This is a genomic window from Streptomyces agglomeratus (assembly GCF_001746415.1).
GTDB lineage: Bacteria > Actinomycetota > Actinomycetes > Streptomycetales > Streptomycetaceae > Streptomyces > Streptomyces agglomeratus.
The window spans coordinates 2,511,998-2,537,981 of record NZ_MEHJ01000001.1; the positions used below are offsets into that span (position 1 = coordinate 2,511,998).

20 protein-coding genes are annotated in these 25,984 nt (G+C 70.5%); 10 read left to right on the top strand and 10 right to left on the bottom strand.

The features are described from left to right. Positions 1 to 130 precede the first annotated feature (130 nt). The 8 genes from AS594_RS10535 to AS594_RS10570 all read left to right on the top strand — a co-directional run bounded on the left by AS594_RS10535 (position 131) and on the right by AS594_RS10570 (position 10,558). Entirely contained in the window at positions 131 to 3,871 is a 3,741-nt protein-coding gene (locus AS594_RS10535) for a sensor histidine kinase (protein WP_069926760.1), read from the top strand. A gap of 9 nt (positions 3,872 to 3,880) precedes the next feature. After that, positions 3,881 to 4,294, top strand: coding sequence for a roadblock/LC7 domain-containing protein (locus AS594_RS10540; protein ID WP_037649408.1), 414 nt, complete (start codon positions 3,881 to 3,883; stop codon positions 4,292 to 4,294). A 113-nt stretch (positions 4,295 to 4,407) separates the two neighbouring features. Beyond that, complete coding sequence (locus AS594_RS10545; protein WP_069926761.1) at positions 4,408 to 4,815, top strand: DUF742 domain-containing protein; 408 nt, start codon at positions 4,408 to 4,410, stop codon at positions 4,813 to 4,815. After that, positions 4,796 to 5,377: a GTP-binding protein gene (locus AS594_RS10550; protein WP_028813751.1), complete on the top strand. Its 582-nt coding sequence runs from the start codon at positions 4,796 to 4,798 to the stop codon at positions 5,375 to 5,377. Before AS594_RS10545 ends, AS594_RS10550 begins: the two co-directional genes overlap by 20 nt. Positions 5,378 to 5,715: 338 nt before the next feature. Beyond that, positions 5,716 to 8,919: a sensor histidine kinase gene (locus AS594_RS10555; RefSeq protein ID WP_069935079.1), complete on the top strand. Its 3,204-nt coding sequence runs from the start codon at positions 5,716 to 5,718 to the stop codon at positions 8,917 to 8,919. A 10-nt stretch (positions 8,920 to 8,929) separates the two neighbouring features. Beyond that, positions 8,930 to 9,343: a roadblock/LC7 domain-containing protein gene (locus tag AS594_RS10560; RefSeq protein WP_037649449.1), complete on the top strand. Its 414-nt coding sequence runs from the start codon at positions 8,930 to 8,932 to the stop codon at positions 9,341 to 9,343. 92 nt (positions 9,344 to 9,435) lie between these two features. After that, on the top strand, positions 9,436 to 9,996 hold the full coding sequence (locus AS594_RS10565) for a DUF742 domain-containing protein (RefSeq protein WP_069933117.1): 561 nt from the start codon (positions 9,436 to 9,438) through the stop codon (positions 9,994 to 9,996). Then, positions 9,977 to 10,558 (top strand): GTP-binding protein, encoded by a 582-nt coding sequence (locus tag AS594_RS10570; protein ID WP_028813754.1) that lies wholly within the window; start codon positions 9,977 to 9,979, stop codon positions 10,556 to 10,558. The genes AS594_RS10565 and AS594_RS10570 overlap by 20 nt, the downstream gene beginning before the upstream one ends. A gap of 109 nt (positions 10,559 to 10,667) precedes the next feature. On the opposite strand, the gene AS594_RS10575 is transcribed toward AS594_RS10570, so the two are convergent. The 3 genes from AS594_RS10575 to AS594_RS10585 all read right to left on the bottom strand — a co-directional run bounded on the left by AS594_RS10575 (position 10,668) and on the right by AS594_RS10585 (position 14,993). Further along, the gene (locus AS594_RS10575) at positions 10,668 to 10,862 is read right to left on the bottom strand and encodes an acyl-CoA carboxylase subunit epsilon (protein WP_069926764.1); all 195 of its coding nucleotides are present in this window, start codon (positions 10,860 to 10,862) and stop codon (positions 10,668 to 10,670) included. Between the two features lie 25 nt (positions 10,863 to 10,887). Beyond that, positions 10,888 to 12,471, bottom strand: a complete 1,584-nt coding sequence (locus AS594_RS10580) for an acyl-CoA carboxylase subunit beta (protein WP_069926765.1) — start codon at positions 12,469 to 12,471, stop codon at positions 10,888 to 10,890. Positions 12,472 to 12,635: 164 nt separating this feature from the next. Beyond that, a complete protein-coding gene (locus tag AS594_RS10585) occupies positions 12,636 to 14,993 on the bottom strand; it encodes a polysaccharide lyase 8 family protein (protein WP_069933116.1) in 2,358 nt (785 codons plus the stop codon). Positions 14,994 to 15,325: 332 nt separating this feature from the next. Here AS594_RS10585 and AS594_RS10590 point away from each other — a divergent pair, with 332 nt between their 5' ends. After that, positions 15,326 to 16,549: a glycoside hydrolase family 64 protein gene (locus tag AS594_RS10590; RefSeq protein ID WP_069933115.1), complete on the top strand. Its 1,224-nt coding sequence runs from the start codon at positions 15,326 to 15,328 to the stop codon at positions 16,547 to 16,549. 157 nt (positions 16,550 to 16,706) lie between these two features. Here AS594_RS10590 and AS594_RS10595 read toward each other — a convergent pair whose 3' ends face one another. Continuing rightward, a complete protein-coding gene (locus AS594_RS10595) occupies positions 16,707 to 17,216 on the bottom strand; it encodes a hypothetical protein (protein ID WP_069933114.1) in 510 nt (169 codons plus the stop codon). Between the two features lie 194 nt (positions 17,217 to 17,410). On the opposite strand from AS594_RS10595, the gene AS594_RS10600 reads away from it, so the two are divergent. After that, complete coding sequence (locus AS594_RS10600; RefSeq protein WP_069933113.1) at positions 17,411 to 18,031, top strand: YceI family protein; 621 nt, start codon at positions 17,411 to 17,413, stop codon at positions 18,029 to 18,031. Positions 18,032 to 18,425: 394 nt separating this feature from the next. Here AS594_RS10600 and AS594_RS10605 read toward each other — a convergent pair whose 3' ends face one another. From AS594_RS10605 to ureA, 6 genes are all read right to left on the bottom strand, one after another. Beyond that, positions 18,426 to 19,748, bottom strand: a complete 1,323-nt coding sequence (locus AS594_RS10605) for a hypothetical protein (RefSeq protein ID WP_069933112.1) — start codon at positions 19,746 to 19,748, stop codon at positions 18,426 to 18,428. 94 nt (positions 19,749 to 19,842) lie between these two features. Next, positions 19,843 to 21,444, bottom strand: coding sequence for a citramalate synthase (gene cimA, locus AS594_RS10610; protein WP_069933111.1), 1,602 nt, complete (start codon positions 21,442 to 21,444; stop codon positions 19,843 to 19,845). Positions 21,445 to 21,765: 321 nt separating this feature from the next. Next, positions 21,766 to 22,380, bottom strand: a complete 615-nt coding sequence (locus tag AS594_RS10615) for a TetR/AcrR family transcriptional regulator (protein ID WP_069933110.1) — start codon at positions 22,378 to 22,380, stop codon at positions 21,766 to 21,768. A 43-nt stretch (positions 22,381 to 22,423) separates the two neighbouring features. Beyond that, positions 22,424 to 23,455, bottom strand: coding sequence for an agmatine deiminase family protein (locus tag AS594_RS10620; RefSeq protein ID WP_069933109.1), 1,032 nt, complete (start codon positions 23,453 to 23,455; stop codon positions 22,424 to 22,426). A 9-nt stretch (positions 23,456 to 23,464) separates the two neighbouring features. After that, entirely contained in the window at positions 23,465 to 25,153 is a 1,689-nt protein-coding gene (locus tag AS594_RS10625; RefSeq protein ID WP_069933108.1) for an urease subunit alpha, read from the bottom strand. Next, positions 25,150 to 25,854, bottom strand: coding sequence for an urease subunit gamma (ureA, locus tag AS594_RS10630; RefSeq protein WP_069926775.1), 705 nt, complete (start codon positions 25,852 to 25,854; stop codon positions 25,150 to 25,152). The genes AS594_RS10625 and ureA overlap by 4 nt, the downstream gene beginning before the upstream one ends. Positions 25,855 to 25,984: the final 130 nt, after the last annotated feature.

A 25,984-nucleotide genomic window follows, 5' to 3' on the forward strand; every position in this document is an offset into this window, starting at 1 on the left:
CCGAGTGGCGGCGGGAAGGGGAGAGGCGCCGGTCACTCACGACCACCCATGGGGCCGCTCGGTGCCCCACGACTCGACACCGTTCCGCCGTTCACGCGGAGGAACGCCTGGTCCAGAGGTTGCGACGCTAGTGCAGGGACGTTTCAAGAGGGATGGCAGCGCTGCGGCGGAGCAGGAGCCGCGCGGGACCGACCGCGGATCCTCGCCCCAGCACGCCCAGAAGCAGGCGCCGGCCGCGGTCGGCGGCGGCGATCGTGCTGCGCGCTCCGGGGCCAAGGGCGGTGGCGAGCATGCGGCTCCCGTACAGGCCAAGGAGCCCACTTCCACGGGCTCACGAATAGCCCTGCGCAACTGGCGCATCAGTACCCGTCTGGTCTCCCTGCTGGCCCTGCCCGTGGTCGCGGCGACCACCCTCGGCGGCCTGCGTATCAACGAGTCCATGAACGACATGGAGCAGCTGGAGCACATGCAGCTGCTGACCGACATGACGAAGCAGGCGACCGAGCTCGCCCTCGCGCTCCAGGAGGAGCGCGACAAGTCGGCCGGTCCGCTCGCCAACGGCACCAGCCCGGCCGACTTCAAGGTCAAGGGCCCCCGGGAGAAGACCGACCGGGCCAAGGCCGCGTTCATCGCGGGGACCCAGAAGGTCGAGCCGAACGGTGACGAGAGCCTCAAGAGCATTGAGGGCAGCCTCTACCAGATCGCGATGCGGCTGAACTCGATCCGCCAGATCCGCGAGGGCGCGTACCAGGAGAAGACGACCAACTCGCAGACGGTCAACAACTACAACCAGTTGATCGAGTCGCTGCTGAGCCTCTCCCAGGACATGGCGCAGGCCACCTCCAACCCGGAGATGATCAAGCGGACGCGTGCCCTGTCCGCGTTCTCCTCCGCCAAGGAGTTCGCCTCCATCCAGCGCGCGATCATCGCCGCCTCCCTGCCGGCGAACGACCGCGAGCCCGGCAAGCTCACCGAGAACGACCGCCTCTACGCCAAGTCCGCGATGGACAACGAGGCGGCGGCGCTCAAGCAGTTCGACCAGGTCTACGTCGGCGACAACGAGTCGCTGACCGCCTCGCTCGACAGCGGCAGCCCCACGATCATGGCGGCGAACAAGTACGCCAAGCGGGTCCTCTCGACGCCGGGCCGGCTCAAGTCCGAGCCCGAGCGTTCGTACATGGACTGGACGGACGCCGATTCGACCAAGATCCAGGCCATGAAGCAGATCGAGGCCACGCTGCTCAACGAGATGGAGCAGAAGGCCCGTGAGCTGCGCAACGAGTCGCAGCAGGACGCCATCCTCAACGGTGTACTGATCCTGCTCGTCCTCGGCGTCTCGCTCGTCGGCGCGTTCGTCGTCGCCCGCTCCATGATCCGCTCGCTGCGCCGCCTCCAGGACACCGCCACCCGGGTCGCCCAGGACCGTCTGCCCGAGCTCGTCAAGCAGCTCTCCGAGGCCGACCCGCAGGACGTCGACACGTCCGTGGAGTCCGTCGGTGTGCACTCGCGCGACGAGATCGGCCAGGTGGCCGCGGCCTTCGACGACGTGCACCGCGAGGCGGTCCGACTGGCCGCCGAGCAGGCGCTGCTGCGAGGCAACGTCAACGCGATGTTCACCAACCTGTCGCGGCGTTCGCAGGGCCTCATCCAGCGTCAGCTCTCGCTCATCTCCGAGCTGGAGTCGCGCGAGGCCGACCCGGACCAGCTGTCCTCGCTCTTCAAGCTCGACCACCTCGCGACCCGCATGCGCCGTAACGGTGAGAACCTCCTCGTTCTCGCCGGTGAAGAGCCCGGCCGCCGCTGGACCCGGCCCGTCCCGCTCGTCGACGTGCTGCGTGCCGCCGCGTCCGAGGTGGAGCAGTACGAGCGCATCGAACTGTCCTCGGTGCCCGGCACCGAGGTCGCCGGCCGCGTCGTCAACGACCTCGTGCACCTGCTCGCCGAGCTGCTCGAGAACGCGACCTCCTTCTCCTCACCGCAGACGAAGGTCCGGGTCACCGGTCACGCGCTGCCCGACGGCCGTGTGCTGGTCGAGATCCACGACACCGGTATCGGCCTGTCCCCCGAGGACCTCGCGGCGATCAACGAGCGGCTCGCGTCGCCGCCCACCGTGGACGTCTCGGTCTCGCGCCGCATGGGTCTGTTCGTGGTCGGCCGCCTGTCCCTGCGACACGGCATCCGCATCCAGCTCCGTCCCTCCGACTCCGGCGGCACGACCGCGCTCGTCATGCTGCCCGTCGACGTCGCGCAGGGCGGCAAGAAGGCCCCGGCGAAGACCGGCGCCGCCGCTCAGCCGCAGGTGCCCTCCGGTCCCGGCGCCCGGATGCCGTCCGGTCCCGGTGCGGTCGGCGGCGGAGCCGCTCCCGCGGGCCGGCTGCCCGCCGGTCCCGGCGGAGCGCGCGGCCAGGTCACCGGCTCCGGCGCCCGCGCCGCGCTGCCCGGCCGGGACGGCGGCCCCGCACAGGGCCAGCAGCCCGGCGCCGGTCAGGGCGGCGGTCTCGGCGGTGCCTTCGGCGGCAACCGCCAGGCCGGGAACCGCGAGCGGCCCGACGCACGCCCCAACGCTTTCCAGAAGAACGGCCCGGCCCAGGGCGACCAGGGCCGTCCGCAGCAGCAGCCGCAGCAGCAGCCGAACCGGGGCGGCGCTCGCGCCGAGCTGCCCGGCGGCGGCCCGGCTCAGCAGCGGCCGGCGCGTCCGCAGGCGGCGAGCTGGGGCAACGACCAGCCGCGCGGTCACGAAGAGGCGGACGCGGCGTCCCGGCAGGGGCCCGGTTCCACCGCGGAGTTCCAGCGGCCCGACTTCGACGCACCGCCGCCCGCGTCCACGGGCGCGTTCGAGCGTTCCGACGTCCGCGGCCCGGTGGGTCCGGCGACCACCGGCCAGTACGAGCGCCCCGGCCGGCGCGGTCAGCAGGACCCCGCCGCCGCGGGCCAGTTCGCACGGCCCACGGCCAACTCCCCGCAGAACAACGCCCCGCACGGCAACGCTCCGCAGGGCCAGACCGGCCAGTACCAGCGGCCCGAACTCCCCGGCCCGGTGGACCCCGCGTCCACCGCGCAGCTGCCCCGGCCCGACTTCGGCGCCCCGCAGCAGGCCAATCCGTCAGGCGCCTACGGCGCGCCGGGCCGGCCGCAGGACCAGCGGCCGGGCCAGCGCCGTCCGCAGGCGGGGCAGAACCAGGGCGGCCAGAACCAGGGCGGGCCCCAGGCCCTCGCCCCGGCTCCCCGCAGGCACGGCCGCGACAACGGCGGCAACCCCGGCGCCGGCGCGCCGCGTCAGCCCGCCGCGAGCCTGCCTCCGCAGCAGCAGCAGCACGAGCTGCCGCCCGCCGCCGGTCCCGGTGACGGACGTACGCCGCTCTTCGACACGCTCGAGTCGAACTGGTTCCAGCAGCAGCAGGGCGAGCAGCAGGCGCCCGCCGCACCCCAGCAGCCCCATCAGCAGTCCGGGCGGCCCGCGCAGCACTCATCCGCCGCGCACGCCGCCACCCCTCCGATGCCGCAGCGCGCCCAGGCGCGTGACACGGGTGCCGCGAGCAGCACCACCAACGGTACGAACGCCACCAACGGCGCCGCCTGGCGCACCTCGCCGAACGACGAACTCGTAAAGCAGGCCGAGCGGGTCAAAAAGCCCGCAGCCGGCGGTGTCACGACCTCGGGTCTGCCGCGTCGCGTCCCCCGCGCCAACCTGGTGCCGGGAACCGCGCAGCAGCAGAACCACCAGACCGGTCCGCAGGTTTCGCGCGCGCCAGACGACGTGCGCGGACGGCTGACCAATCTTCGTCGGGGTATCCAGCAGGGTCGGCAGGCCGGCAGCGGCTCGTCGACCGGGAGTTTCAACATTGACCCCACTCACCAGCAGGAGCGTTAGTTGAGTCCGATGAGCCAGGCGGCGCAGAATCTGAACTGGTTGATCACCAACTTCGTGGACAACACCCCAGGGGTGTCCCACACGGTGGTGGTCTCCGCCGATGGACTCCTTCTGGCGATGTCCGAAGGCTTCCCGCGTGATCGCGCCGACCAGCTGGCGGCCGTGGCCTCCGGCCTGACCTCGCTGACCGCGGGGGCTTCCCGGATTTTCGAGGGCGGGGCTGTGACCCAGACCGTCGTCGAGATGGAGCGCGGTTTCCTCTTCCTCATGTCCGTCTCCGACGGTTCCTCCCTCGCCGTGCTCGCACACCCCGACTGCGACATCGGCCTCGTCGGTTACGAAATGGCGCTGCTGGTCGACCGGGCCGGCAGCGTGCTGACCCCTGACCTCCGCGCGGAGCTCCAGGGGAGCCTTCTCCACTAGGCAGCGCACCCCAGGTATTGCCGAGAACAGACCCAAGGCCGCGCACAGCCCCCCACCCCGGCCCCGTCAGACGGCAGGCCCATCCCCTGTCGTCATGCCCGGAGGATCGATCCATGACCCCGCCCCCCGCCTCTCATGATCCGTACGGAGCGCGCCTCGACGCGTCGTACGATCACGAAGGCGACCAGCCGCTGGTACGTCCGTACGCGATGACCGGCGGCCGGACCCGGCCGCGCTACCAGCTCGCCATCGAAGCGCTGGTCAGTACCACCGCCGACCCCGCGCACCTCTCCTCGCTGCTGCCCGAGCACCAGCGGATCTGCCACCTGTGCCGCGAGGTCAAGTCGGTGGCCGAGGTCTCGGCGCTGCTGTCGATGCCGCTCGGTGTCGCGCGGATCCTCGTCGCCGACCTAGCGGAGGCCGGCATGGTGGCCATCCACCAGCCGGGCAACGGAGAGGCCGGCGGCACGCCGGATGTAACGCTGCTGGAAAGGGTGCTCAGTGGACTTCGGAAGCTCTAGCGGCGGAACGGCTCGTTCCACCACCTCTGCGAAGATCGTGGTGGCGGGTGGCTTCGGCGTCGGCAAGACGACGTTCGTGGGCGCCGTCTCGGAGATCGATCCGCTGCGCACCGAGGCCGTCATGACCAGCGCGAGCGCCGGTATCGACGACCTCACGCACACCGGTGGCAAGACGACGACGACCGTCGCCATGGACTTCGGCCGTATCACCCTGGACCAGGACCTGATCCTGTACCTCTTCGGTACGCCCGGTCAGGACCGCTTCTGGTTCATGTGGGACGACCTGGTGCGCGGCGCGATCGGCGCGATCGTGCTGGTGGACACCCGCCGTCTCGCCGACTGCTTCCCCGCGGTCGACTACTTCGAGAACAGCGGGCTGCCGTTCGTCATCGCCCTCAACGGCTTCGAGGGGCACCAGCCGTACACGCCGGACGAGGTGCGCGAGGCGCTCCAGATCGGCCCCGGCACCCCGATCATCACCACCGACGCCCGTCATCGGGCGGACGCCAAGAGCGGTCTGATCACGCTCGTGGAGCACGCATTGATGGCACGCCTCAAGTAGTCCCTTATATAGGGCAGTTGTCGTAGCGGATAGGGGGCGGACTGTGTCTTTTGACACTCTCCGCCCCTCCGTTCATAACGTTTCGAATGAGAATTGTCCGGGCATGGCCACCGCACGCGTTCGCTCGGTGCCGCTGCGCTCACATTGGCCCCGCCTTTTGGCGGGGCTCGCTCTTTTTGACCGTTTTATCTGAGGCTTACACCACTCGGAATGGACGGTTCCCCCTGTTTGGAACGCAGCCGCTCCCCGTGCTGGAATTCGTCGAACTCCCGAGTAGTACGGCCCTGAACGAAAAAACGGCACAACGTAGGTGCCGGCGCCGAGAGGTTGTTGGTCGAGTGAGGCGTAGCAAGACGAGCTCCGCACAGCAGCAGGGCGCGCGGGGCAACTTCACCCCGCCGCCGCGCACAGCGACGTCGCCCGCGACCTCGCCCGGCGCGGCCGGTCCGGCGAGCGGCGGCAAGGGCAAGGCCGGTGGCAGCAGCAAGTTCTCGCCGCGCAACTGGCGCGTACCCACCCGCCTGAACGCGATTCTGCTCATACCCGTGCTGGTCGGCCTCGTCATGGGCGGATTCCAGGTCAAGTCCTCCGTCGACACCTGGCAGGAGGCCCAGGACGCGGAGAAGACCGCGGTCCTCATCCGCGCGGCCTCCGAGTACAGCCAGGCGCTGCTCAACGAGCGTGACCTGACGGCCGCCCCGCTCCTCCAGGGCAAGCGCGACAGCTCCGAGGTGAAGCAGGCCTACGCCCTGACCGACGAGGCCGCGAGGAAGTTCGCGGACGCCTCCCAGGACATCCCCGAGAAGCAGGGCCTGGAGCGCCGTCTCGGCCTGCTCGCGAAGGAGGAGCCCAAGCTTCCCGGGCTCCGCAAGGCCGCCTACAGCGAGGCCCTCGACCCGGTGAAGACCGAAGAGGGTTACGTCGGCATCCAGCACTACCTGATGGAGCTGTCGAACGAGCTCGGCCTCGGCACCGGCAACGTCACCGCCTACGGCCGTACGGTCTACGCCGTGCAGCTCGCCAAGGCCGCCACGTCGCTCCAGCGTTCCATCGGCATGCACCTCCTGGTCCGCCCGAGCGGCGACCCGGAGAAGCTGGCGCAGCAGACGGTCGCGTTCAACTCGTACAACTACCTGGAGCAGATCGCCCTCGGCGAGTACGTCTCCGGCGGTACGCAGGAGGACACCAACAAGCTCAAGCGCATCATGAAGGGCAAGGCGGAGGACGGCGCCAAGAAGCTCGCCGCCGCCGAGCAGCAGGCCGAGCAGGCCGGCGTTCCCTTCAAGGCTCCGCCGAGCAAGAACGGATCGATCCTCGACGGGATGGCCGAGAAGATCGGCCAGGGCAAGCCCTCGGGCCTCAAGGCGCAGGGCGTCACGCCCGAGGTGTGGATGGCCGCGGCCACCGCGAAGTTCGACGGTTACACCGAGATCGAGAACGACCTCGTCGACAGGGCGGTGGACGAGGCCGCGACGATCTCCTCCGACGCCAAGACCGACGCCATCACCAACGGTCTGATCGTCGTCATCGCCCTGCTCGCCTCCGTGATCCTGGCCGGCATGATGGCGCGCCAGATGAGCAACGCGATGCGCCAGCTGCGGACCGCCGCGTTCGGCATCGCCGAGCAGCGCCTGCCGATGCTGGTCGACCAGCTCTCCCGCACCGAGCCGGGCCGCGTCGACACCCGGGTCGAGCCGATCCCGATCACGTCGCACGACGAGATCGGCGAGGTCGCCCGTGCCTTCGACCAGGTGCACCGCGAGGCCGTCCGGCTCGCCGCCGAGCAGGCGATGCTCCGGGGCAACGTCAACGCGATCTTCACCAACCTCTCGCGCCGCAACCAGTCCCTCATCGAGGGCCAGCTGACCCTGATCACCGACCTCGAGAACAACGAGGCCGACCCGGACCAGCTGGAGAACCTCTTCAAGCTGGACCACCTCGCGACCCGTATGCGCCGCAACGGCGAGAACCTCCTGGTCCTCGCCGGCGAGGAGCCGGGCCGCCGCTGGAACCAGCCGGTTCCGCTGGTCGACGTGCTGCGCGCCGCCTCCTCCGAGGTGGAGATGTACGAGCGCATCGAGCTCACCGGCGTACCGGAGTCGGAGATCCACGGCCAGGCCGTGACCGACCTCGTGCACCTGCTGGCCGAGCTGCTGGAGAACGCCACCACGTTCTCCTCGCCGCAGACGAAGGTGCGCGTCACCGCGACCCGGCTGCCCGACGGCCGTGTCATGGTCGAGATCCACGACAAGGGCATCGGCCTCACCGCCGAGGACTTCGCGGACATCAACCACAAGCTGGCGAACCCGCCGACCGTCGACGCCGCCGTCTCGCAGCGCATGGGCCTGTTCGTGGTCGGCCGGCTCGCGGACCGGCACGGCATCCGCGTCCAGCTCCGTCCCTCGGGCGAGCAGGCCGGCACCACGTCGCTGGTCATGCTCCCGGACGCCATCACCCACGGTGGCGGCGGCGAGCAGCTCCCGCACGACGACTTCACGGTCTCCTCGATCATCCCCGAGCAGCAGTCGTACGAGAGCGCCCCGATGCTCACCGCGGCCGAGCTGGGCTTCGACGACTCGCGCTACAACGAGGGCGAGGAGTCTCAGCTCGACCCCGTGGGCCGCTCGCTGATGCGTGAGGAGCGGCGTGCGCAGCTGGAGGCCCAGGCCACCGGCGACCGTCCGCTGTTCCGCGACGAGATGCAGCAGGCGTCGTACGACGATCCGCAGCAGGGGTCGTACGACGACTCGCAGCAGGCGTACGACGACCCCCAGCAGCAGTACGAGCAGCAGCCCCAGCAGTCGGCGTACGACCAGGGCGGGTACGACGACTACCCGGCCTACCAGACGTATCCGGAGGCCGAGTACCAGGACCCGGCGACAGCGCAGGCGACATACGAAGACACGTACGATTCCACCTCCCACCAGGGGACCTGGCAGGACCAGGGCTCCTACCAGGGGGCTTACGACCCGGAGTTCGGGTCGGAAGCGGAATCTGCGCCGGGCGCTCCCGCGAACGACCCGGAGCGCGTAGGCTTCGGCCGTCCGGGTTCCGCCCCGGCCCCCGGCCCCGCGCTGACCGACGCCGGCCTCCCGCGGCGTGGTGGCCAGCAGCACTGGCAGCCCGGTGCGGAGTCCGTCGGCCAGTCCGTCGGGCAGGAAGCAGAGCGGCAGCCGGTCGCCGCCCAGCAGCCGCAGCAGGACGGTGACGGGAAGGCCGCCGGCGGCGGCACCGACGACTGGCGTTCGTCGAACGACGAGCGCTGGCACCGGGCGGAGAAGCTCCGTGAGCCCAAGGCTGGCGGAGTCACTTCCTCCGGTCTTCCCCGGCGGGTGCCCAAGGCCAACCTGGTCGAGGGAACCGCGGAGCAGACCCCGCAGGGCGGCCCCCAGGTCTCCCGCGCTCCCGAGGACGTCCGGGGCAGGTTGAGCAACCTGCGCCGTGGTGTCCAGCAGGGTCGCAATGCGGGAACGGACACGAACACGGCGGCCACATACGATCAGAACAGTGGCCATGGCAACACCTACAACCAGGAGCGTTAGTGTGAGCCCGATGAGCCAGGCGGCGCAGAATCTGAACTGGTTGATCACCAACTTCGTGGACAACACCCCCGGGGTGTCCCACACGGTGGTGGTCTCCGCAGACGGACTCCTGCTGGCGATGTCCGAAGGCTTCCCCCGGGACCGCGCCGACCAGCTGGCAGCGGTGGCCTCCGGACTCACCTCGCTGACGGCGGGTGCGTCCCGGATCTTCGAGGGCGGCGCGGTCAACCAGACCGTGGTGGAGATGGAGCGCGGCTTCCTCTTCCTCATGTCGATCTCGGACGGCTCCTCGCTGGCCGTGCTCGCTCATCCGGAGGCCGACATCGGTCTCGTGGGTTACGAGATGGCTCTCCTGGTGGACAGGGCCGGCAGTGTCCTCACTCCGGACCTGCGCGCCGAGCTGCAAGGAAGTCTTCTCAACTAGCAGACAGAGAGTGCGCTTTGGTGTCCACGGGCTTTAATGTTCGGGAACGTGGCACCACAGCTATCGGGCGCCCGGCAGTCGGAGGAGGAAACGTGGCAACACCCCCGGACGGTTCTTCGGCCAACTGGCCTTACGGTCAGGGCCAGAATCAGGGTGACACCTCGCACAACAGGTTCAACTTCCCCTCCGCGCCGAGTCGGCCGCAGGCGTACGAGCCGCCGCCGCAGCAGCGGCAGCAGCCGCAGCCTCAGCAGCGCGTCCAGCCGACGCAGTCGCGGCGGGCCCCCGCGCCCGCCGCCTCGCAGGCGAACCACAACCCGCTGGTCCGGCCGTACGCCATGACCGGCGGCCGCACCAGGCCGCGTTACCAGCTCGCCATCGAGGCACTGGTCAGCACCACGGCGGACCCGTCACGTCTGCAAGGGCAGCTGCCCGAGCACCAGCGGATCTGCCATCTGTGCCGGGAGATCAAGTCGGTCGCCGAGATCTCGGCACTTCTCACCATCCCCCTCGGGGTGGCCCGGATCCTCGTCGCCGACCTGGCAGAGGCCGGACTTGTAGCCATTCACCAGCCCGGCGGCGACGAGTCCGCCGGTGGTCAGCCAGACGTGACACTGCTCGAAAGGGTGCTCAGTGGACTTCGCAAGCTCTAGCAGCGGAGCAGCCCGCTCCACAACCTCCGCGAAGATCGTGGTGGCGGGCGGCTTCGGCGTGGGCAAGACCACGTTCGTCGGAGCCGTCTCGGAGATCAACCCGCTGCGCACCGAGGCCGTCATGACGTCCGCATCGGCGGGCATCGACGACCTCACGCACACCGGAGACAAGACCACCACGACGGTGGCCATGGACTTCGGCCGTATCACCCTGGACCAGGACCTGATCCTGTACCTCTTCGGTACGCCCGGTCAGGACCGCTTCTGGTTCATGTGGGACGACCTCGTGCGCGGCGCGATCGGCGCCGTCGTCCTGGTCGACACGCGGAGGCTCGCCGACTGCTTCCCCGCCGTCGACTACTTCGAGAACAGCGGGCTGCCGTTCGTCATCGCCCTCAACGGCTTCGACGGGCACCAGCCGTACAACCCGGACGAGGTGCGCGAGGCGCTCCAGATCGGCCCCGACACCCCGATCCTCACCACCGACGCCCGCCACCGCGCGGACGCCAAGAGCGCGCTGATCACGCTCGTCGAGCACGCCCTGATGGCGCGGCTCCGGTAGGACGGACACGGCGTACGCGTCGCGTCCGGCGTACGTACGAGAAAGGCCCCCGCCACTCCGAGGAGTGGACGGGGGCCTTCGTCGTACGCGCCGGGAAAGGCGGTGGGGCTCAGCCCTGCCAGCTGTGCGGGGCGCGGAAGCCCGGGGTGCGCTCCAGGCGGCGCCAGCCGGCCGTGGAGCGGCCGTGGTGGGCGGGGGCCTCGTCGGAGCGGTTCGCGGCGCGGGCCATCAGGATCGCGGTGATCGCGGCCAGCTCCTCGGGCTCGGCGTGGCCCTTCTCGACGCGCAGCAAAGATTCGTTCACTGAGGTTCTCCTCTTCGTCGCAGGATTACTGCGGGGGGTTGCCGTGCTTGCGCGACGGCAGGTCTGCGTGCTTGCTGCGGAGCATGGCGAGGGAGGCGATCAGCACCTCGCGCGTCTCGGCCGGGTCGATCACGTCGTCGACCAGGCCGCGCTCCGCGGCGTAGTAGGGGTGCATCAGCTCGGCCTTGTACTCCTTGACCATGCGGGCGCGCATGGCCTCGGGGTCCTCGGCGTCGGCGATCTGCTTGCGGAAGATGACGTTGGCGGCGCCCTCGGCGCCCATCACGGCGATCTCGTTGGTGGGCCAGGCGTAGGTGAGGTCGGCGCCGATGGACTGGGAGTCCATGACGATGTACGCACCTCCGTAGGCCTTCCGCAGGATCAGGGAGATCCGGGGCACCGTGGCGTTGCAGTACGCGTACAGCAGCTTGGCGCCGTGGCGGATGATCCCACCGTGCTCCTGGTCGACGCCCGGCAGGAAGCCGGGGACGTCCAACAGGGTGACGATCGGGATGTTGAACGCGTCGCACATCTGCACGAAGCGCGCGGCCTTCTCGCTGGCCTCGATGTCGAGGACACCGGCCAGCGACTGCGGCTGGTTGGCCACGATGCCGACGACCTGACCGCCGAGACGGGCCAGCGAGCAGATGATGTTGGTGGCCCAGCGCTCGTGGATCTCCAGGAAGTCGCCGTCGTCGACGAGCTCCTCGATGACCTTGCGCATGTCGTACGGTCGGTTTCCGTCGGCCGGGACCAGGTCCAGGAGCACGTCGGAGCGACGGTCCTCGGGGTCCTCGGACTCGACGGTGGGCGGGTTCTCGCGGTTGTTCGACGGCAGCATCGAGATGAGGTAGCGGACCTCGGCGATGCAGGTCTCCTCGTCGTCGTACGCGAAGTGCGCGACGCCCGAGGTCTCGGCGTGCACGTCGGCGCCGCCGAGGCCGTTCTGGGTGATCTCCTCACCGGTCACGGCGCGGACGACGTCCGGGCCCGTGATGAACATCTGCGAGGTCTCGCGGACCATGAAGACGAAGTCGGTGAGGGCCGGGCTGTACGCCGCGCCACCCGCGCACGGGCCCAGCATCACGCTGATCTGCGGGATGACACCGGACGCGCGGGTGTTGCGCTGGAAGATGCCGCCGTAGCCGGCGAGCGCCGAGACGCCCTCCTGGATACGGGCGCCGGCGCCGTCGTTCAGGGAGACCAGCGGGGCACCGGCCGAGATGGCCATGTCCATGATCTTGTGGATCTTGGTGGCGTGGGCCTCGCCCAGCGCGCCGCCGAAGATGCGGAAGTCGTGGGCGTAGACGAAGACCGTGCGGCCCTCCACCGTTCCCCAGCCGGTGATGACACCGTCGGTGTACGGCTTCTTGGCCTCCAGGCCGAACCCGGTCGCCCGGTGCCGGCGCAGCTGCTCGACCTCCTTGAACGTGCCCGGGTCCAGCAGCAGCTCGATGCGCTCACGCGCGGTCAGCTTGCCCTTGGCGTGCTGGGCTTCGGTCGCCCGGTCACTGGGGCCGCGGCGGGCCTGCTCACGCAGCGCCAGCAGCTCGGCCACCCGGCCACGGGCGTCGGTGGGCTCGCGCGGCGTCTCGTCCAAAACGGTCATGTACTGACCCTACGAAGGAGTACAAGAAAAACAGGCCGTCGACTCTTCACAGTCTCCGGCCCGTTCTCCTGTCACCACTGGACAGAACCACCCCGCCAAGCGGCCTAAGCACCAGCTCAACGCCGTCGGGGATTGTCGGGGTTCAACAAGGGGCCATAAGGGGGTCAGCTGAGAGCCACCTCACAGCGGTGGCTCGCGCCGGCCGTCCCCGGTGTGACGCGGAGCCTCAGCGTACGGCCGGTGGACAGCACTTCGACGCCGGGGTCCTTCGAGACGACACGCACGTTTCGGTGCGCCCAGGTGACCTCCAGGGGCTGCCCGGTGCGCGTCGGTTCACTGACGGCCAGGGTCGCGGTGCGCCGCTTCCCGCGTACGAGCACACTCGCCGGGGCCGTCACCGTAAGCCTCTCCACCGTGCCCGGCTGCCAGAAGTTGGCGGCCGCGACGCCCAGGGACCGGATCGCCACCGCCTGGACGGCGCGGGTGTTGGCGAGCGTCCGCAACCAGCCGGTGTCGGCCGCGCGGGCGGCGACGGTACGGCGTGAGGCTCCCGGCATCAGCAGATAGGCGTAGCCGGCGTCCACCGGGTCAGTGCCGTGGTCCAGCCAGAGGGTCTGGTAGCGGCGGGTGCGGCGCTCGGAGGTGCTGGTGGTGTTGATGTCGTTCCAGGAGCCGGTGCGGTCCTCACGGAGGGTCCTGAGCGCGGGGCCCGCTTCGGCCGCCGCCTCGGGGAAGACCCAGCCGCCGTGGCCTTCGAGGTGGGCCCAGCGGGGGCGCGCGGCGTGGTCGTCGTCGAGGGTGAGGGGGTGCGTACCGTTCTCACCGAGCATGCGATTGTCGACGATCGTCTCGGCGGGTACGCCGTCGGTGGAGGTGATGCCTGCGCCGAGGCAGACGACCGTGTCGGCGAGGCAGAACCACGATGTGCGGGCTTCGAGGGTCGAGCCGAGGCCCTTGAGGTGCTGGCCGACGGCGGCGAACTCGCCGTCGGTGGCGCCGCCGACCCACTTCACGGCGGGCTTCGGGGCTCCCCATTCACCGCCCGCCCGGTCGGCGAGGCGCTTGGTGGAGACGGTGGTCCCGGGGAGGCGGTAGAAGTCGACGGTCGGCCAGAACCAGTCGGTGTACTGGTCGTTTTGCAGCTCCCCCGGCCACCAGTAGAGCATTCCGGCGCCGGTGTGCCAGCCGCGCGGGTTCTCGCCGTTGCCGCATTCGTAGTACGCGATCCGCTCGGAGGCCATCGAGATGCCGGCCGCCCAGCCGGGGCGGCGGTGCACGGCCCGGTCCATCGAGGCGAAGAGCTTGTGCGCGACGGGTTCGGGGGCCGCGGGCACCGGCGACGCGGCGACGGCGTGCAGGCGGGAGAGATCCGCGACGTTGAACTGCGGTGCGGTGAGCAGCGGCGTCGTACGGTCGCGCTCGATCCAGCCCTTGACCATCGCGGTCCAGCGCCGCTGTTCCGCCGCCGACGCGCCGCCCGCGAGCAGCGGGACGGCGGCGATGAGTCCCTGACCGTGGAAGTGGTCGCTGCGCATCACCTTGCGGTCGTCGCTCTTGAGGTAACCCCGGCTTATCGCACGGCCGTTGACGCTGTCCATCATCAGGCCGTTGTAGATGAGCGGCGCGTAGGCGTTCTCGACGGAGTCGAGGATGATCTGGCGGTTCGGGTCGGTGACAGCCCAGGTCGAACCCGCGAGGAGGGTGAAGAGCCTGCCCAGCCCGTCGAGCATGACCTGGCCGTACGTACCGGAGTAGGCGACCCAGGTGTGCTGGACGAACGATCCGTCGGCGTACAGGCCGTCCCCCTTGGTGACGTACGGGAAGACGGGCGAGAGGGCGTCGCGGGCGAGGGCGATCTTCGCCGGGCTGCGGCCGACGACACCGCGCAGAGCCACGGAACGGCAGAGGTCGACGCGGTTGGCGCCGGTGCTCGTGCCGGAGTAGCTCTTCAGCAAGGAGTCGGGGACGAAGTGGTCGACGGCGGCGCAGGCGGCCTGGCGCCGGGCGTCGCCGAGCTCGTCGTGGAGGGCGGCCGCGATGTCCATGAGGAGCCGGGGGCTGCCGATCTGCCACTCCCACCAGTTGCCGTAGCGGGTGGTGGAGGGGTTGTAGACGCGCGCGGAGAGGTGGTCGAGGCCGCGGAGGACGTCGGCGAGGAGGGTGGCGTCCGCGGTGAGCCCGGTTCCGGGCTGGAGGTACGCCTGGGTCATGGTCCACAGGCGGCTGTAGCTCTGGGTGATGCCGGCGGGCGGGTCGAAGGGGTGACCGGGCCACAGTGACGAGTCGGCCGGGGCCATGGTGGCGCGGAAGCCGGCGGCCAGGCGGCCGGTCTCCGCGAGGCGCGAGGCGTAGGGCTCGGTGGTGGCGTCGAATCCGGCGCCGAGCGAGAGCTCGACCCAGCGCAGGCGGAGGGTGTCGAACTCGTCGGCGGTGCCGGCCGCTTCCACGGGGCCGGCGAGGGCGAATCCGAGGGCGGTGCCGGACGTGACGGCGAGGAGGGTTCGGCGGGACCAGAGCGGCACGGGGACCTCCGGGGCGGTGGTTTAGACCTGTGCGGTGTGTCTAGCACCCGCGCGCGAGATCTTTCAATGGGCGCGACAGCGCGAATCGAAAGCGCTTTCCGTCAAGGCGGGGCCGCTGCGGCGGGTTTTCCCCGGCCCGCCCTTGCCCGCACCGGGTCTCCGCCTGCCGGACCCCGCTCCCCCGGATGGGAAGGGCGCGGGTGCGACGACCGCCGCGCGTGGGCCCGGTCCCGTACGGCGAAGATTCTGAGAGCGCTCTCAGGCACAACTCTTGACGGTCGCTCCGGCCGTCGCAAGAGTGGAACTCCCCCCACAAAAGCAGGAGTTGACCTGTGATATCTCGAAGAGCATTTCTCACCGGCGCCGCCGCGGCCACGACAGCCCTCTCCTACCCCGCCTGGGAGAGCGCTCTCAGCCCGCACGCCGCCGCCGCGCCCGCCACCTGTGAACTGGCCCTGACGAACAGGTCGTTGCCGGGCACCGTCAACGCCTACGTCACCGGTCACGAGCAGGGCACCGGCCGCTGGGTACTGCTGCGCCCCGGTGGTGGCGTGTACTACCCCCAGTCCCCCGCGGCGCCCCAGACGCCCCTTCCCGTCGACTGCGCCATTCCGCTGCGCCCTGCCGGAGCGGGGCCGGTGGTGCTGACCCTGCCGCAGATGTTCGGGGCCCGCGTCTACTTCGTACGCGACAGCAAGCTGGACTTCTTCCTGAACCCGGGCCCCGCTCTCGTCGAGCCGGCGTTCGCCACCTCCACCGACGCCAACTACGGCCGCACCTGGTCGTTCGCGGAGTTCACCTTCAACCCGCAGCAGCTGTACGCCAACATCAGTTACGTCGATCTGGTGACCGCACTGCCCATCGGCCTCACCCTGACCGGCGACGCCACCCACACGGTCGCCTCCCTGCCGGCCGGGGCCCTCCAGAGGATCGCCGACGGTCTCGTCGCGCAGAAAGGACGCGACGGCCAGCCGTGGGACAAGCTCGTCATCCGGGGCTCCGACGGCCGGGCGCTCCGGGTGATCTCACCGCAGAATCTGATGGCGCCCTTCTTCGACCGCCCCGCCGAAATGCCCTTCCGCAACGTCTTCGACGCCTACATCAGCCGCGTCTGGGACAAGTACCGCACCACTGACCTGCGCATCGACCTCCAGGGCGGGCGCGGCGTACGCACCGGCCGCGTCAGTGGTGACGTCATGACCTTCACCGGCGGTCACACCTTCACCAGGCCCTCCTCGCGGGACGTCTTCACCTGCAACCACGGCCCGTTCGCCAACAATCCGGGCGACCCCGACGACAAGAAGGCCCTGCTCGCCAGGCTCTCCGCCGCCTTCAACCGGACGACCCTGCTGACCCACCCGGACCAGCCGAACGGCGCGACGGCGGCGGACTACTACCGCGATCCGGCCACCAACCACTACGCACGGGTGCTGCACGCCAACACCCCGATCGGCTACGCCTTCCCGTACGACGACGTACGCCCGGACGGGCAGCCGGACGTCTCGGGAGCGGCGCACGACGGCAATCCCCGGCGCTTCACGCTGACCGTCGGGTGACACCGCGCGGCCGCTCCCGCGGGATCGGTTCCTCGCTCACCCGGTCAGCCACCGGGACCGGCTCTTCCCGGCCCCGAACCCCGCACCGGCCGATCCCGCGAGGACGGGGCCGAACCCGTCCTCGCGGGCCGGAAGCGACGCGCGGGCTACGGGCCGGTCAGCAGCCGCCGCAGTTGTAGTAGGTCACGTCCCAGTGGTTGCCCTCGTCCGCGTAGACGTTGCCGGACCCGGACTTCCACTGCGGCGCCCCGTCGCCGCGCACGCCGATGTACGTGAACGTGTTCTTGATGTAGTTCCCGACGCAGGTGTACTTGGCGTAGTCGAGCTTGTAGCCGTTCCAGTGGGAGTACGTGCCGCCGGCGTGACCGGTCTCGGTGCCGCCGGTGATGTTGAGCGCACAGCCGCTGGCGCTCTTGAGGGTCTGCGCGCCCTTGGCGCTGGCGAGATTGAGCTGCTCGAAGGACGTACAGGTCGGGTTGTTGCGGTCGGAGCAGCCCCCCGACGAGGACCAGGTGATCCCGGACGAGCGGAACATCGAGGTCGCGGTGGCGTGACTGATCTTCGTGACGGCGTGCGCGTCGGTCGCGCCGCTGACGACGCCGATGCCGGGCGCGAAGAGCGCGCCGAGCACGAGGGCGAGTGCGGTGAGTACGGAACGGGTTCTCACGAGGTTTTCCTCCTGCTGGTGACCGTGCTGGACCTGGGGGTCGTACGGGGCAGCTGTGCAGGTGGAGCAAGAGGATGGTGCCCGAGTTCTACGCGCGTCGCCAGAGGGCCGCGAAAACTACTTGTTGAAAATTGAACGACATAGGTCTACAGTGAATCTCGTTGAAGGTTAAACAAACTTCCCGAGGAGGAGCCATGGCTCTGTTCAACCGCAAGACCACCACCGCCCCGGCCGCGACCGCCACCCTCGACGTGGACCCCGCGCTGGCCGCGCTGACCGGCGAGTACGCCATCGACCCGGCGCACAGCAGCATCGGCTTCACCGTCCGCCACGCCATGGTCACCAACGTCCGGGGCAGCTTCGCCGACCACGAGGGCACGCTGACACTCAACGGCTCGGACCCGTCGCGCTCGGCCGCCGCGATCGACGTCAGGATCGCGAGCATCGACACCGGCATCGGCGACCGCGACGGGCACCTGCGCAGTGGCGACTTCTTCGACGTTGAGCAGTTCCCCCTCATGACGTTCCGCTCCACCTCGGCCGAGCAGCTCGGCGGCGACGACTACCGGATCGTGGGCGACCTGACCATCAAGGACGTCACCCGGCCGCTCGCCATCGACCTGGAGTTCAACGGCTCGGCGACCGACGTGTACGGCAACGAGCGCGTCGGCTTCGAGGGCAGCGCGGAGATCCTGCGCTCCGACTGGGGCCTGACCTGGAACGCGGCACTGGAGACCGGCGGCGTGATGGTCAGCGACAAGGTCAAGCTGACCTTCGACATCTCCGCGATCAAGAGCGTCCCCGCGCAGGGCTGACGATCCCGCTCGGCGGGCGAAGAAAGCCGCGTCCCCCTCTTGACTCGTGATGAATCGGGAGGAAAATCCTTATTACACCAGAAAACCGGAGCGAGCCGCACGGCCGGTGGAGACGTTCGCCGGCTTGCGTGACGACCCACTCGCAGGCTCTGGCCAGGCCCCCGGCAGATCCCCTCGGCCTCGGAGCTTCCAGTGACGGCTGGGACTCCTGAGACCGGGACGGACTACCGGGGACTGCATGTGCGGGGACGATCAGACGGCCCATCCGGTAGACACGACAGGCGGTGCGCACGACCGCGGTACGTACGACCGCGGTACGTACGGCAGGCGGTACGTACGACAGGCCGGACGCAGGCGGGGTACGTACGACTGGCCATGCGCGCGCCGCGGACGACTAGAACCCGCCGCCGCCGAAGTCGCCGCCCCCGAAGCCACCGCCGAAGTCGCCTCCGCCGCCGAAGTCCCCGGAATTGAAGTCGCCGCCCGAGAAGTCCCCTCCCTCGTAACCGCCGACGCCCGGATCGGCGTAGGCGGGCGTGGAGAGCATCGAGCCGAGCATCGTGCCCACCAGCAGGCCGGGCAGGATGCCGCCGCCGTAGTAGCCGCCGATCCACGGCGCGTACGCCGGGCCCGCCTCCCAGTACGGACGGCGGCCGTCCGCCGTCTCGACGGTGCGGGACAGCGGGTCGTGACCGTCGGCCAGCCGCGTGGCGTCCGCCGCGCAGACCGGCACCCGGCGCGTGTAGCCGCCGGCCGGAGCCCAGTCGGCGTCCGTCGTGGACGGGCCGTGGCGCGGGTCGAAGAAGCACGGCGGGCGGCGCTCCGGCAGCGGCCTTCCTTCGCGGCGCGCGGCGAGCACGGCGAGCGCGAAGCGGCCCTCCTCCAGCGCCTCGGTGACGCCGCGGGCGTCCTCCGCCTTCGTCGCCTTCACCATGACCGACTTGGCCTTCTCGTACGCGTCCAGGGCGCGCTCGTAGTCGGCGCGCATCGCGTCGTCGGCGCCCGGTTCGGCGGGATGGAAGTCGAGGCGGTCGAGTTCTTCGCCGAACGCGGTGATGTCCTCGTCGACGACCACGCGCACCTTCTCCAGCGCGGCCCGCTCCTGCGCGGCCTTGCGCCGGCGGTTTCGCTTGGCCACCAGGAACACACCGGCGCAGCCCGCGACGAGCAGCAGTCCGAAGGTGACCAGCCCGACGACGGAGGACGGCCCGCTCTGAGCGCCTTCCCAGGCGCTGGGGGCGTCACCCCTGGCCTGTTCGACGGCGTCGTCGACGAAGGCGTTCAGCTGGGCGACGGCGTCCGTGCCGCCCGCCGGTTCGACGGAGGCGGTGAGGTTGTCGACCGCCTGACGCGACATCACGACGCGGTCGGCGCCCGCGTCGAACGCGTCGCCGAGCCTGACGGCGTACACGCCGGTGATGCCGGTCTTGGTCCGCAGGTCGGCCAGCAGGCCGTCGGGCGGGAACTCCCCGCTCTGCGGAAGCACGGCGACGAACACCGGCTTGTCCGCGTCGACGATCTTCGCTTCCAGCGCGTCCGCCTCGCGGGGTGGGAGCTGGTCGCGGGCGCGCTCGTCGACGTACACCGGTCCATTGCGCAGAGAATCCGCCACGGCGTCGAGGCCCGTGGCAGCCTGCGCGCCCGGCGCCACGGCTAGTGCGGTGGCCGCCAGCGAGAGCAGCAGCCCTGACAGGGCGGAGAACAGTCGTGTCCTCATGCTTAAAAGCTACCCGAAAGGGTGCTTATTTAGACAGATGGGTTTATAGCGGTCGGGTACCTCGGTGGAGGTACCCGACCGCTCGCGCCCTGGCCTATTCGGCGGGCTCGACGCCCGCCTTCAGCAGGCCGTACGTGTAGGCGTCCTCCAGGGCCTGCCAGGAGGCCGCGATCACGTTCTCGCCGACGCCGACCGTGGACCAGTCCCCCTCGCCGTCGCCCGTGGTGATCAGCACGCGGGTCGTGGACTCGGTGCCGTGCTTGCCCTCCAGGATGCGGACCTTGTAGTCGACCAGTTCCAGCTTGGCGAGCTGCGGGTAGATCCGCTCCAGGCCGACGCGCAGGGCGCGGTCCAGGGCGTTGACCGGGCCGTTTCCCTCCGCCGTGGCGACGATGCGCTCGCCCTTGGCCCACAGCTTCACCGTGGCCTCGTTGGCGTGGGTGCCGTCGGGGCGGTCCTCGACGATGGCGCGCCAGGACTCCGTACGGAAGTAGCTGAGCGCGCGGCCCTCGGCCTCCTCGCGCAGGAGGAGCTCGAAGGAGGCGTCGGCCGCTTCGTACGTGTACCCCTTGAGCTCGCGCTCCTTGACGCGCTCGACGACGCGGCCGACCAGTTCGCGGTCGTCGCCCAGGTCGACGCCGAGTTCCTTGCCCTTGAGCTCGATGGAGGCGCGGCCGGCCATGTCGGAGACGAGCATCCGGATGTGGTTGCCGACCAGGCCCGGGTCGATGTGCTGGTACAGGTCGGGGTCGACCTTGATGGCGGAGGCGTGCAGGCCGGCCTTGTGCGCGAAGGCGGAGACGCCGACGTACGGCTGGTGGGTGGAGGGCGTCAGGTTGACGACCTCGGCGATGGCGTGCGAGATGCGGGTCATCTCGGCGAGCGCGCCCGGCGGAAGGACCTGCTTGCCGTACTTCAGCTCCAGGGCCGCGACGACGGGGAAGAGGTTGGCGTTGCCCACGCGCTCGCCGTAGCCGTTGGCGGTGCACTGGACGTGGGTGGCGCCCGCGTCGACGGCGGCAAGGGTGTTGGCGACGGCGCAGCCGGTGTCGTCCTGGGCGTGGATGCCCAGGCGGGCGCCGGTGTCGGCGAGGACGGTGGCGACGACGGCCTGGATCTGCGCGGGCAGCATGCCGCCATTGGTGTCGCAGAGGATGACGACGTCGGCTCCGGCTTCGGAGGCCGCCCGTACGACCGACTTGGCGTACTCGGGGTTGGCGCGGTAGCCGTCGAAGAAGTGCTCGCAGTCGACGAAGACGCGGCGGCCCTGGGAGCGGAGGTGGGAGACCGTGTCGCGGACCATCGCGACGTTCTCCTCCAGCGTCGTGCGCAGGGCGAGTTCCACGTGGCGGTCGTGGGACTTGGCGACCAGGGTGACGACGGGGGCGCCGGAGTCCAGGAGGGCCGCGACCTGCGGGTCGTTCTCAGCCGCGGCGCCGGGCCGGCGGGTGGCGCCGAAGGCCACGAGCTGCGCGTTCTTGAAGGTGATCTCGTTCTTCGCGCGGGCGAAGAACTCGGTGTCGCGCGGGTTGGCGCCCGGCCAGCCGCCCTCGATGAAGCCCACGCCGAAGTCGTCCAGGTGCCGGGCGATGGTCAGCTTGTCGGCGACCGTCAGATTGATGCCTTCGCGCTGGGCACCGTCGCGCAGGGTGGTGTCGAAGACGTGGAAGCTGTCGTCGGGGCCTGAAGTGGTCATGGCTGTCTGGACTCCTGTCGAGTGGAAGGGCTGGCTCCACTTGCCCCCATCATCGCGCGCGCCTCGTCCCGGCCGTGATGAGGCCGGGAAACGAAAAAACCCCTCGCGGGTGCGAGAGGTCTGCGCGCGGGTCTGGGGCACGGTGGCCGCGCCGTACATGGTGGTACGGGAGCGGTCACTGGGGACCGGCGCGCCTGCTGCCCATAATCACGGCGAACGAGAACACAAGGGCATTCTGACACGTCTTGCCCGGAGTGGTACTCGCGTCTCACCATGCGGGCACGTGGGGGTTGTGGGCGGGACTGTGTCGTTCAGCCCCGTTCAGTGCAGCGTCTCGTCGAGGAACTCGCCGATCTGGGCGAGGACCTGGGACCGTTCCGAGCCCGGCAGCCCCATCGCCACGTGGGTGCTGAAGCCGTCGAGCAGCGCCCGTATCCGGGTCGCGAAGCGGTCGGCGTCGACGACCGTGCGCAGTTCCCCCCGCGAGGCGCCCTCGACGAGCAGGGCCACCAGGTCGCGGTGCCAGGACAGCTCGATGTCCAGGAGCCGGGCGCGGGCCTCGTCGTCGACGGCGTGCGAACGGTTCCACAGCTCCAGCCACAGGGCCCAGTGCGGATCGCGCGGCCCCGCCGGCACGTACAGATCGACGTACGCGTCGAGGCGTTCGCGGACCGGGACCTGGCGGGCGAGCGCCGCCCGGCGGTCCATGCCGAGCTGCTCCTCGCTCCATTCGAGCGTCTGGAGGAGCAGCTCGTCCTTGCTGCGGAAGTAGTAGAGCAGGTGCCCACTGCTCATGCCGACCTCACGGCCGAGCCCGGCCATGGTGAGCTTCTCCAGCCCGTGTCCGGCGATGCTCGCCATGGCGGCGGCGAGCACCGTCTCGCGGGGCGGGGCGGAGTTGCGCCGCCGGGACGGCGGCTTGGCGGGCTCGGTCATGAGGCGGAGGCGTTCACAGGAGGCACCCGTATGTTCTACCCGATCAGCCGCGGGTCGCGGGCTGCTGCTGGGTGATGCAGTGGATGCCGCCGCCGCCCGCGAAGATCTCGCGGGCGTCGACCAGGGTGACCGTACGGTCGGGGAAGAGGCCGCGGAAGATCTCGGCCGCCTCCTCGTCGCGGGGGTCGTCGAAGGCGCACAGGACCACGCCGCCGTTGCACAGGTAGTGGTTGATGTACGAGTAGTCGACCCAGTCGCCGTCGACCTGGACCCTGGTCGGCGCGGGCACCTCGATCACCTTGAGCGGGCGGCCCTTGGCGTCCGTCTGCGCGCGCAGCAGCTCGACGTTGGCCTTGCACGGCTCGTGGTCGGGGTGGGAGGGGTCCGGCTGGGTGTGGGCCAGGACGACACCCGGCGCGGCGAACGCGGCGACGATGTCGACGTGGCCGAGGGTGCCGAAGCCGTGCGGCGGGTAGTCGGTGGTCAGGCCGCGCGGCAGCCAGATCGCCTTGGTGGTGCCGAGCTTGGCGTGGATCTCCGCCTCGACCTGCTCGCGCGTCCAGCCGGGGTTGCGCTCGGGGCCGAGCTGGACGGTCTCGGTGAGCAGGACCGTGCCCTCGCCGTCGACGTGGATGCCGCCGCCCTCGTTGACGAGCGGGGAGGAGAGCGTGGGCACGCCCGTGAGATCGGCGATCATGCCGGCGATCTTCGAGTCGTGCTCCCAGGTCGCCCAGTCCTGGGCGCCCCAGCCGTTGAACACCCAGTCCACGGCGGCCAGTTCGCCCGTCTCGTCGTCCTTGACGAAGGTCGGGCCGATGTCGCGCATCCACGCGTCGTCGAGCTCGCGCTCGACCAGCTCGATGTCCGGGCCGAGCAGCTCGCGCGCGCCGTCCGACTGACCGGGCCCGCAGACCACGGTGACCGGCTCGTAGGCACGCACGGCGCGGGCGACTCCCGCCCACGCGGCGCGGGAGGCGGCGAGCTCCTCCTCGTCGGAGAAGGTGACGTTGGGGCCGGGCCACGCCACCCAGGTGCGCTCGTGCGGGGTCCACTCGGCGGGCATGCGGTAGGTCATGGGGGGTCCTTACAGGAAGTAGAGACGGTTGAGGGAGACGGAATCGGCGGGTTCGGAGCGCAGCGGGTCGCCGTCGAGCGTGACGAGGCCGCTGTGTCCGTCCACCCCCACCTGTCCGATACGGGAGTTCAGGCGCAGGTCGGCGGGGCCGATGCCGCGCGTGCCGCGCACGGCGACGCGGCGCCGGCGCGTCGGCATCAGGTCGTTGCCCTGGTCGAGTGCGGCCCGGGCGACGAACGCCACCGAGATGTCGGCGGGCGTCGCGCCGTGCGCCCCGAAGAGGGGTCCGAGGACCAGCGGTTCACAGGTGTCGGTCGCCGCGTTGGGGTCGCCGGTGACGCCGTACGCCGGGAAGCCCGACTTCAGGACCATCTGCGGCTTCGCCCCGAAGTACTGCGGCCGCCACAGCACGATGTCGGCCATCTTGCCGACCTCGATCGACCCGATCTCGTGGGCGAGACCGTGGGCGATGGCCGGGTTGATGGTCAGCTTCGCCATGTAGCGCAGGACGCGGGCGTTGTCGTCGTCCGGGCCGTCGCCCTCCATCGGGCCCAGCTCGGCCTTCATCTTCCCGGCCATCTGGAAGGTACGGCGCACGGTCTCGCCCGCGCGCCCCATCCCCTGCGCGTCGGACGAGGTGATGCCGATCGCGCCCAGGTCGTGCAGCACGTCCTCGGCGCCCATCGTCCCGGCGCGGATGCGGTCGCGCGCCATGGCGGCGTCGCCGGGCAGGTCGGTCTTCAGGTCGTGGACGGAGACGATCATCCCGTAGTGCTCGGCGACCGCGTCCCGCCCGAAGGGGAGGGTGGGATTGGTGGACGAGCCGATGACGTTCCGTACGCCGGCCATCTTCAGGACGTTGGGGACGTGCCCGCCGCCGCAGCCCTCGATGTGGAAGGCGTGGATCGTACGGCCTTCGAGGACGGAGAGGGTGTCCTCGACGGACAGGCACTCGTTCAGGCCGTCGCTGTGCAGGGCGACCTGTACGTCGTGTTCCTCGGCGACGCGCAGCGCGGTGTCCAGGGCGCGGGTGTGCGCGCCCATGTCCTCGTGGACCTTGAAGCCGGACGCGCCGCCCTCGGCGAGCGCCTCGACGAGCGGGGCGGCGTGGGAGGACGAGCCGCGCGCGAGGAAGCCGATGTTGACGGGCCAGGCGTCGAAGGCGCCGAAGGCGTGGCGCAGGGCCCACGGCGAGTTCACGCCGACGCCCCAGACGGGGCCGAACTCCTGGCCGATGATCGTCGTCACGCCGGAGGCGAGCGAGGCCTCCATGATGCGCGGCGAGAGCAGGTGGACGTGCGTGTCGACGGAGCCGGCCGTCGCGATCAGGCCCTCGCCGGAGACGATCGACGTACCGGTGCCGACGACGACGTCGACGCCGTCGAGGGTGTCCGGGTTGCCGGCCCGCCCGATGGCGTGGATCCGGCCTTCCTTGATGCCGATCGACACCTTGCGGATGCCCTGCGCCACGTCGATGACCAGCACGTTGCTGATCACCACGTCACAGGTGTCGCGCACGGCGGCGGCCTTGAGGTGCAGCCCGTCGCGGGCCGTCTTGCCGAAGCCCGCGAGGAACTCCTCACCCGGCTTCTGCGCGTCGGACTCGACGCGCACGGTCAGCCCGGAGTCGCCGAGCCTGACCCGGTCCCCCGCGCGCGGGCCGTGGACGGCGGCGTACTCGTGCGGATCGATGCTCATGCCTCAGCTCCTCCTTCGGGCTGTGCTCCCAGGTAGCCGCAGGCGGCGGCCCTGCGCAGGGCCTCCTCCTTCGCCCCGGGGGCGTCCAGCGGGCCGTCGACCAGGCCCGCGAAGCCGATCGCGACCCGTGCGCCGCCGATCGGGACCAGGCCGACCTCGGCCTCGCCGCCCGCGTCGAAGCGGACGGAGGACCCGGCGGGCACGCACAGCCGCATGCCGTACGCCGCCGAGCGGTCGAAGTCGAGGCGGGGGTTCGCCTCGAAGAAGTGGAAGTGGGAGGTGACGCTCACCGGGACGCCCGCCGTGTTGCGTACGGTCATCCGCACCGCCGGCTCCGGCTCCGCGTCGGCGGGGCCGGGCAGGACCGCGCCCGGGGCGCCGGCGCCCAGACTCGCGCCGCCGCCGATCGGGGACGACACGACCGCGAGCCGCGAGCCGTCGTCGAAGACCGCCTCCACATGCACCTCGGTCACCACATCGGCCACGCCCGGCAGCACGTCGTCGGGGCCGAGCACGGACCGCGCCGCCTCGATCGCCTCCGCGAGCCGCCGCCCGTCGCGGGCCGCCTCGCAGACCGTGTCCGCGATGAGCGCGGTCGCCTCCGGCACGTTGAGCCGCAGCCCGCGCGCCCGGCGCGCCCGCGCCAGTTCGGCGGCTCCGAACAGCAGCAGCCGGTCGCGTTCCGTCGGGGTCAGTCGCACGCCGCCACACCTCCAAGAAGTTTAGAACTTCACTCTAACCATGAGATTCACACACTGGAAACATTGACGCGCCACCTTAAGGCAAGTCACATTGAGCAGCACTCAAAACTTTGTTGTCCGGCGGACCGGG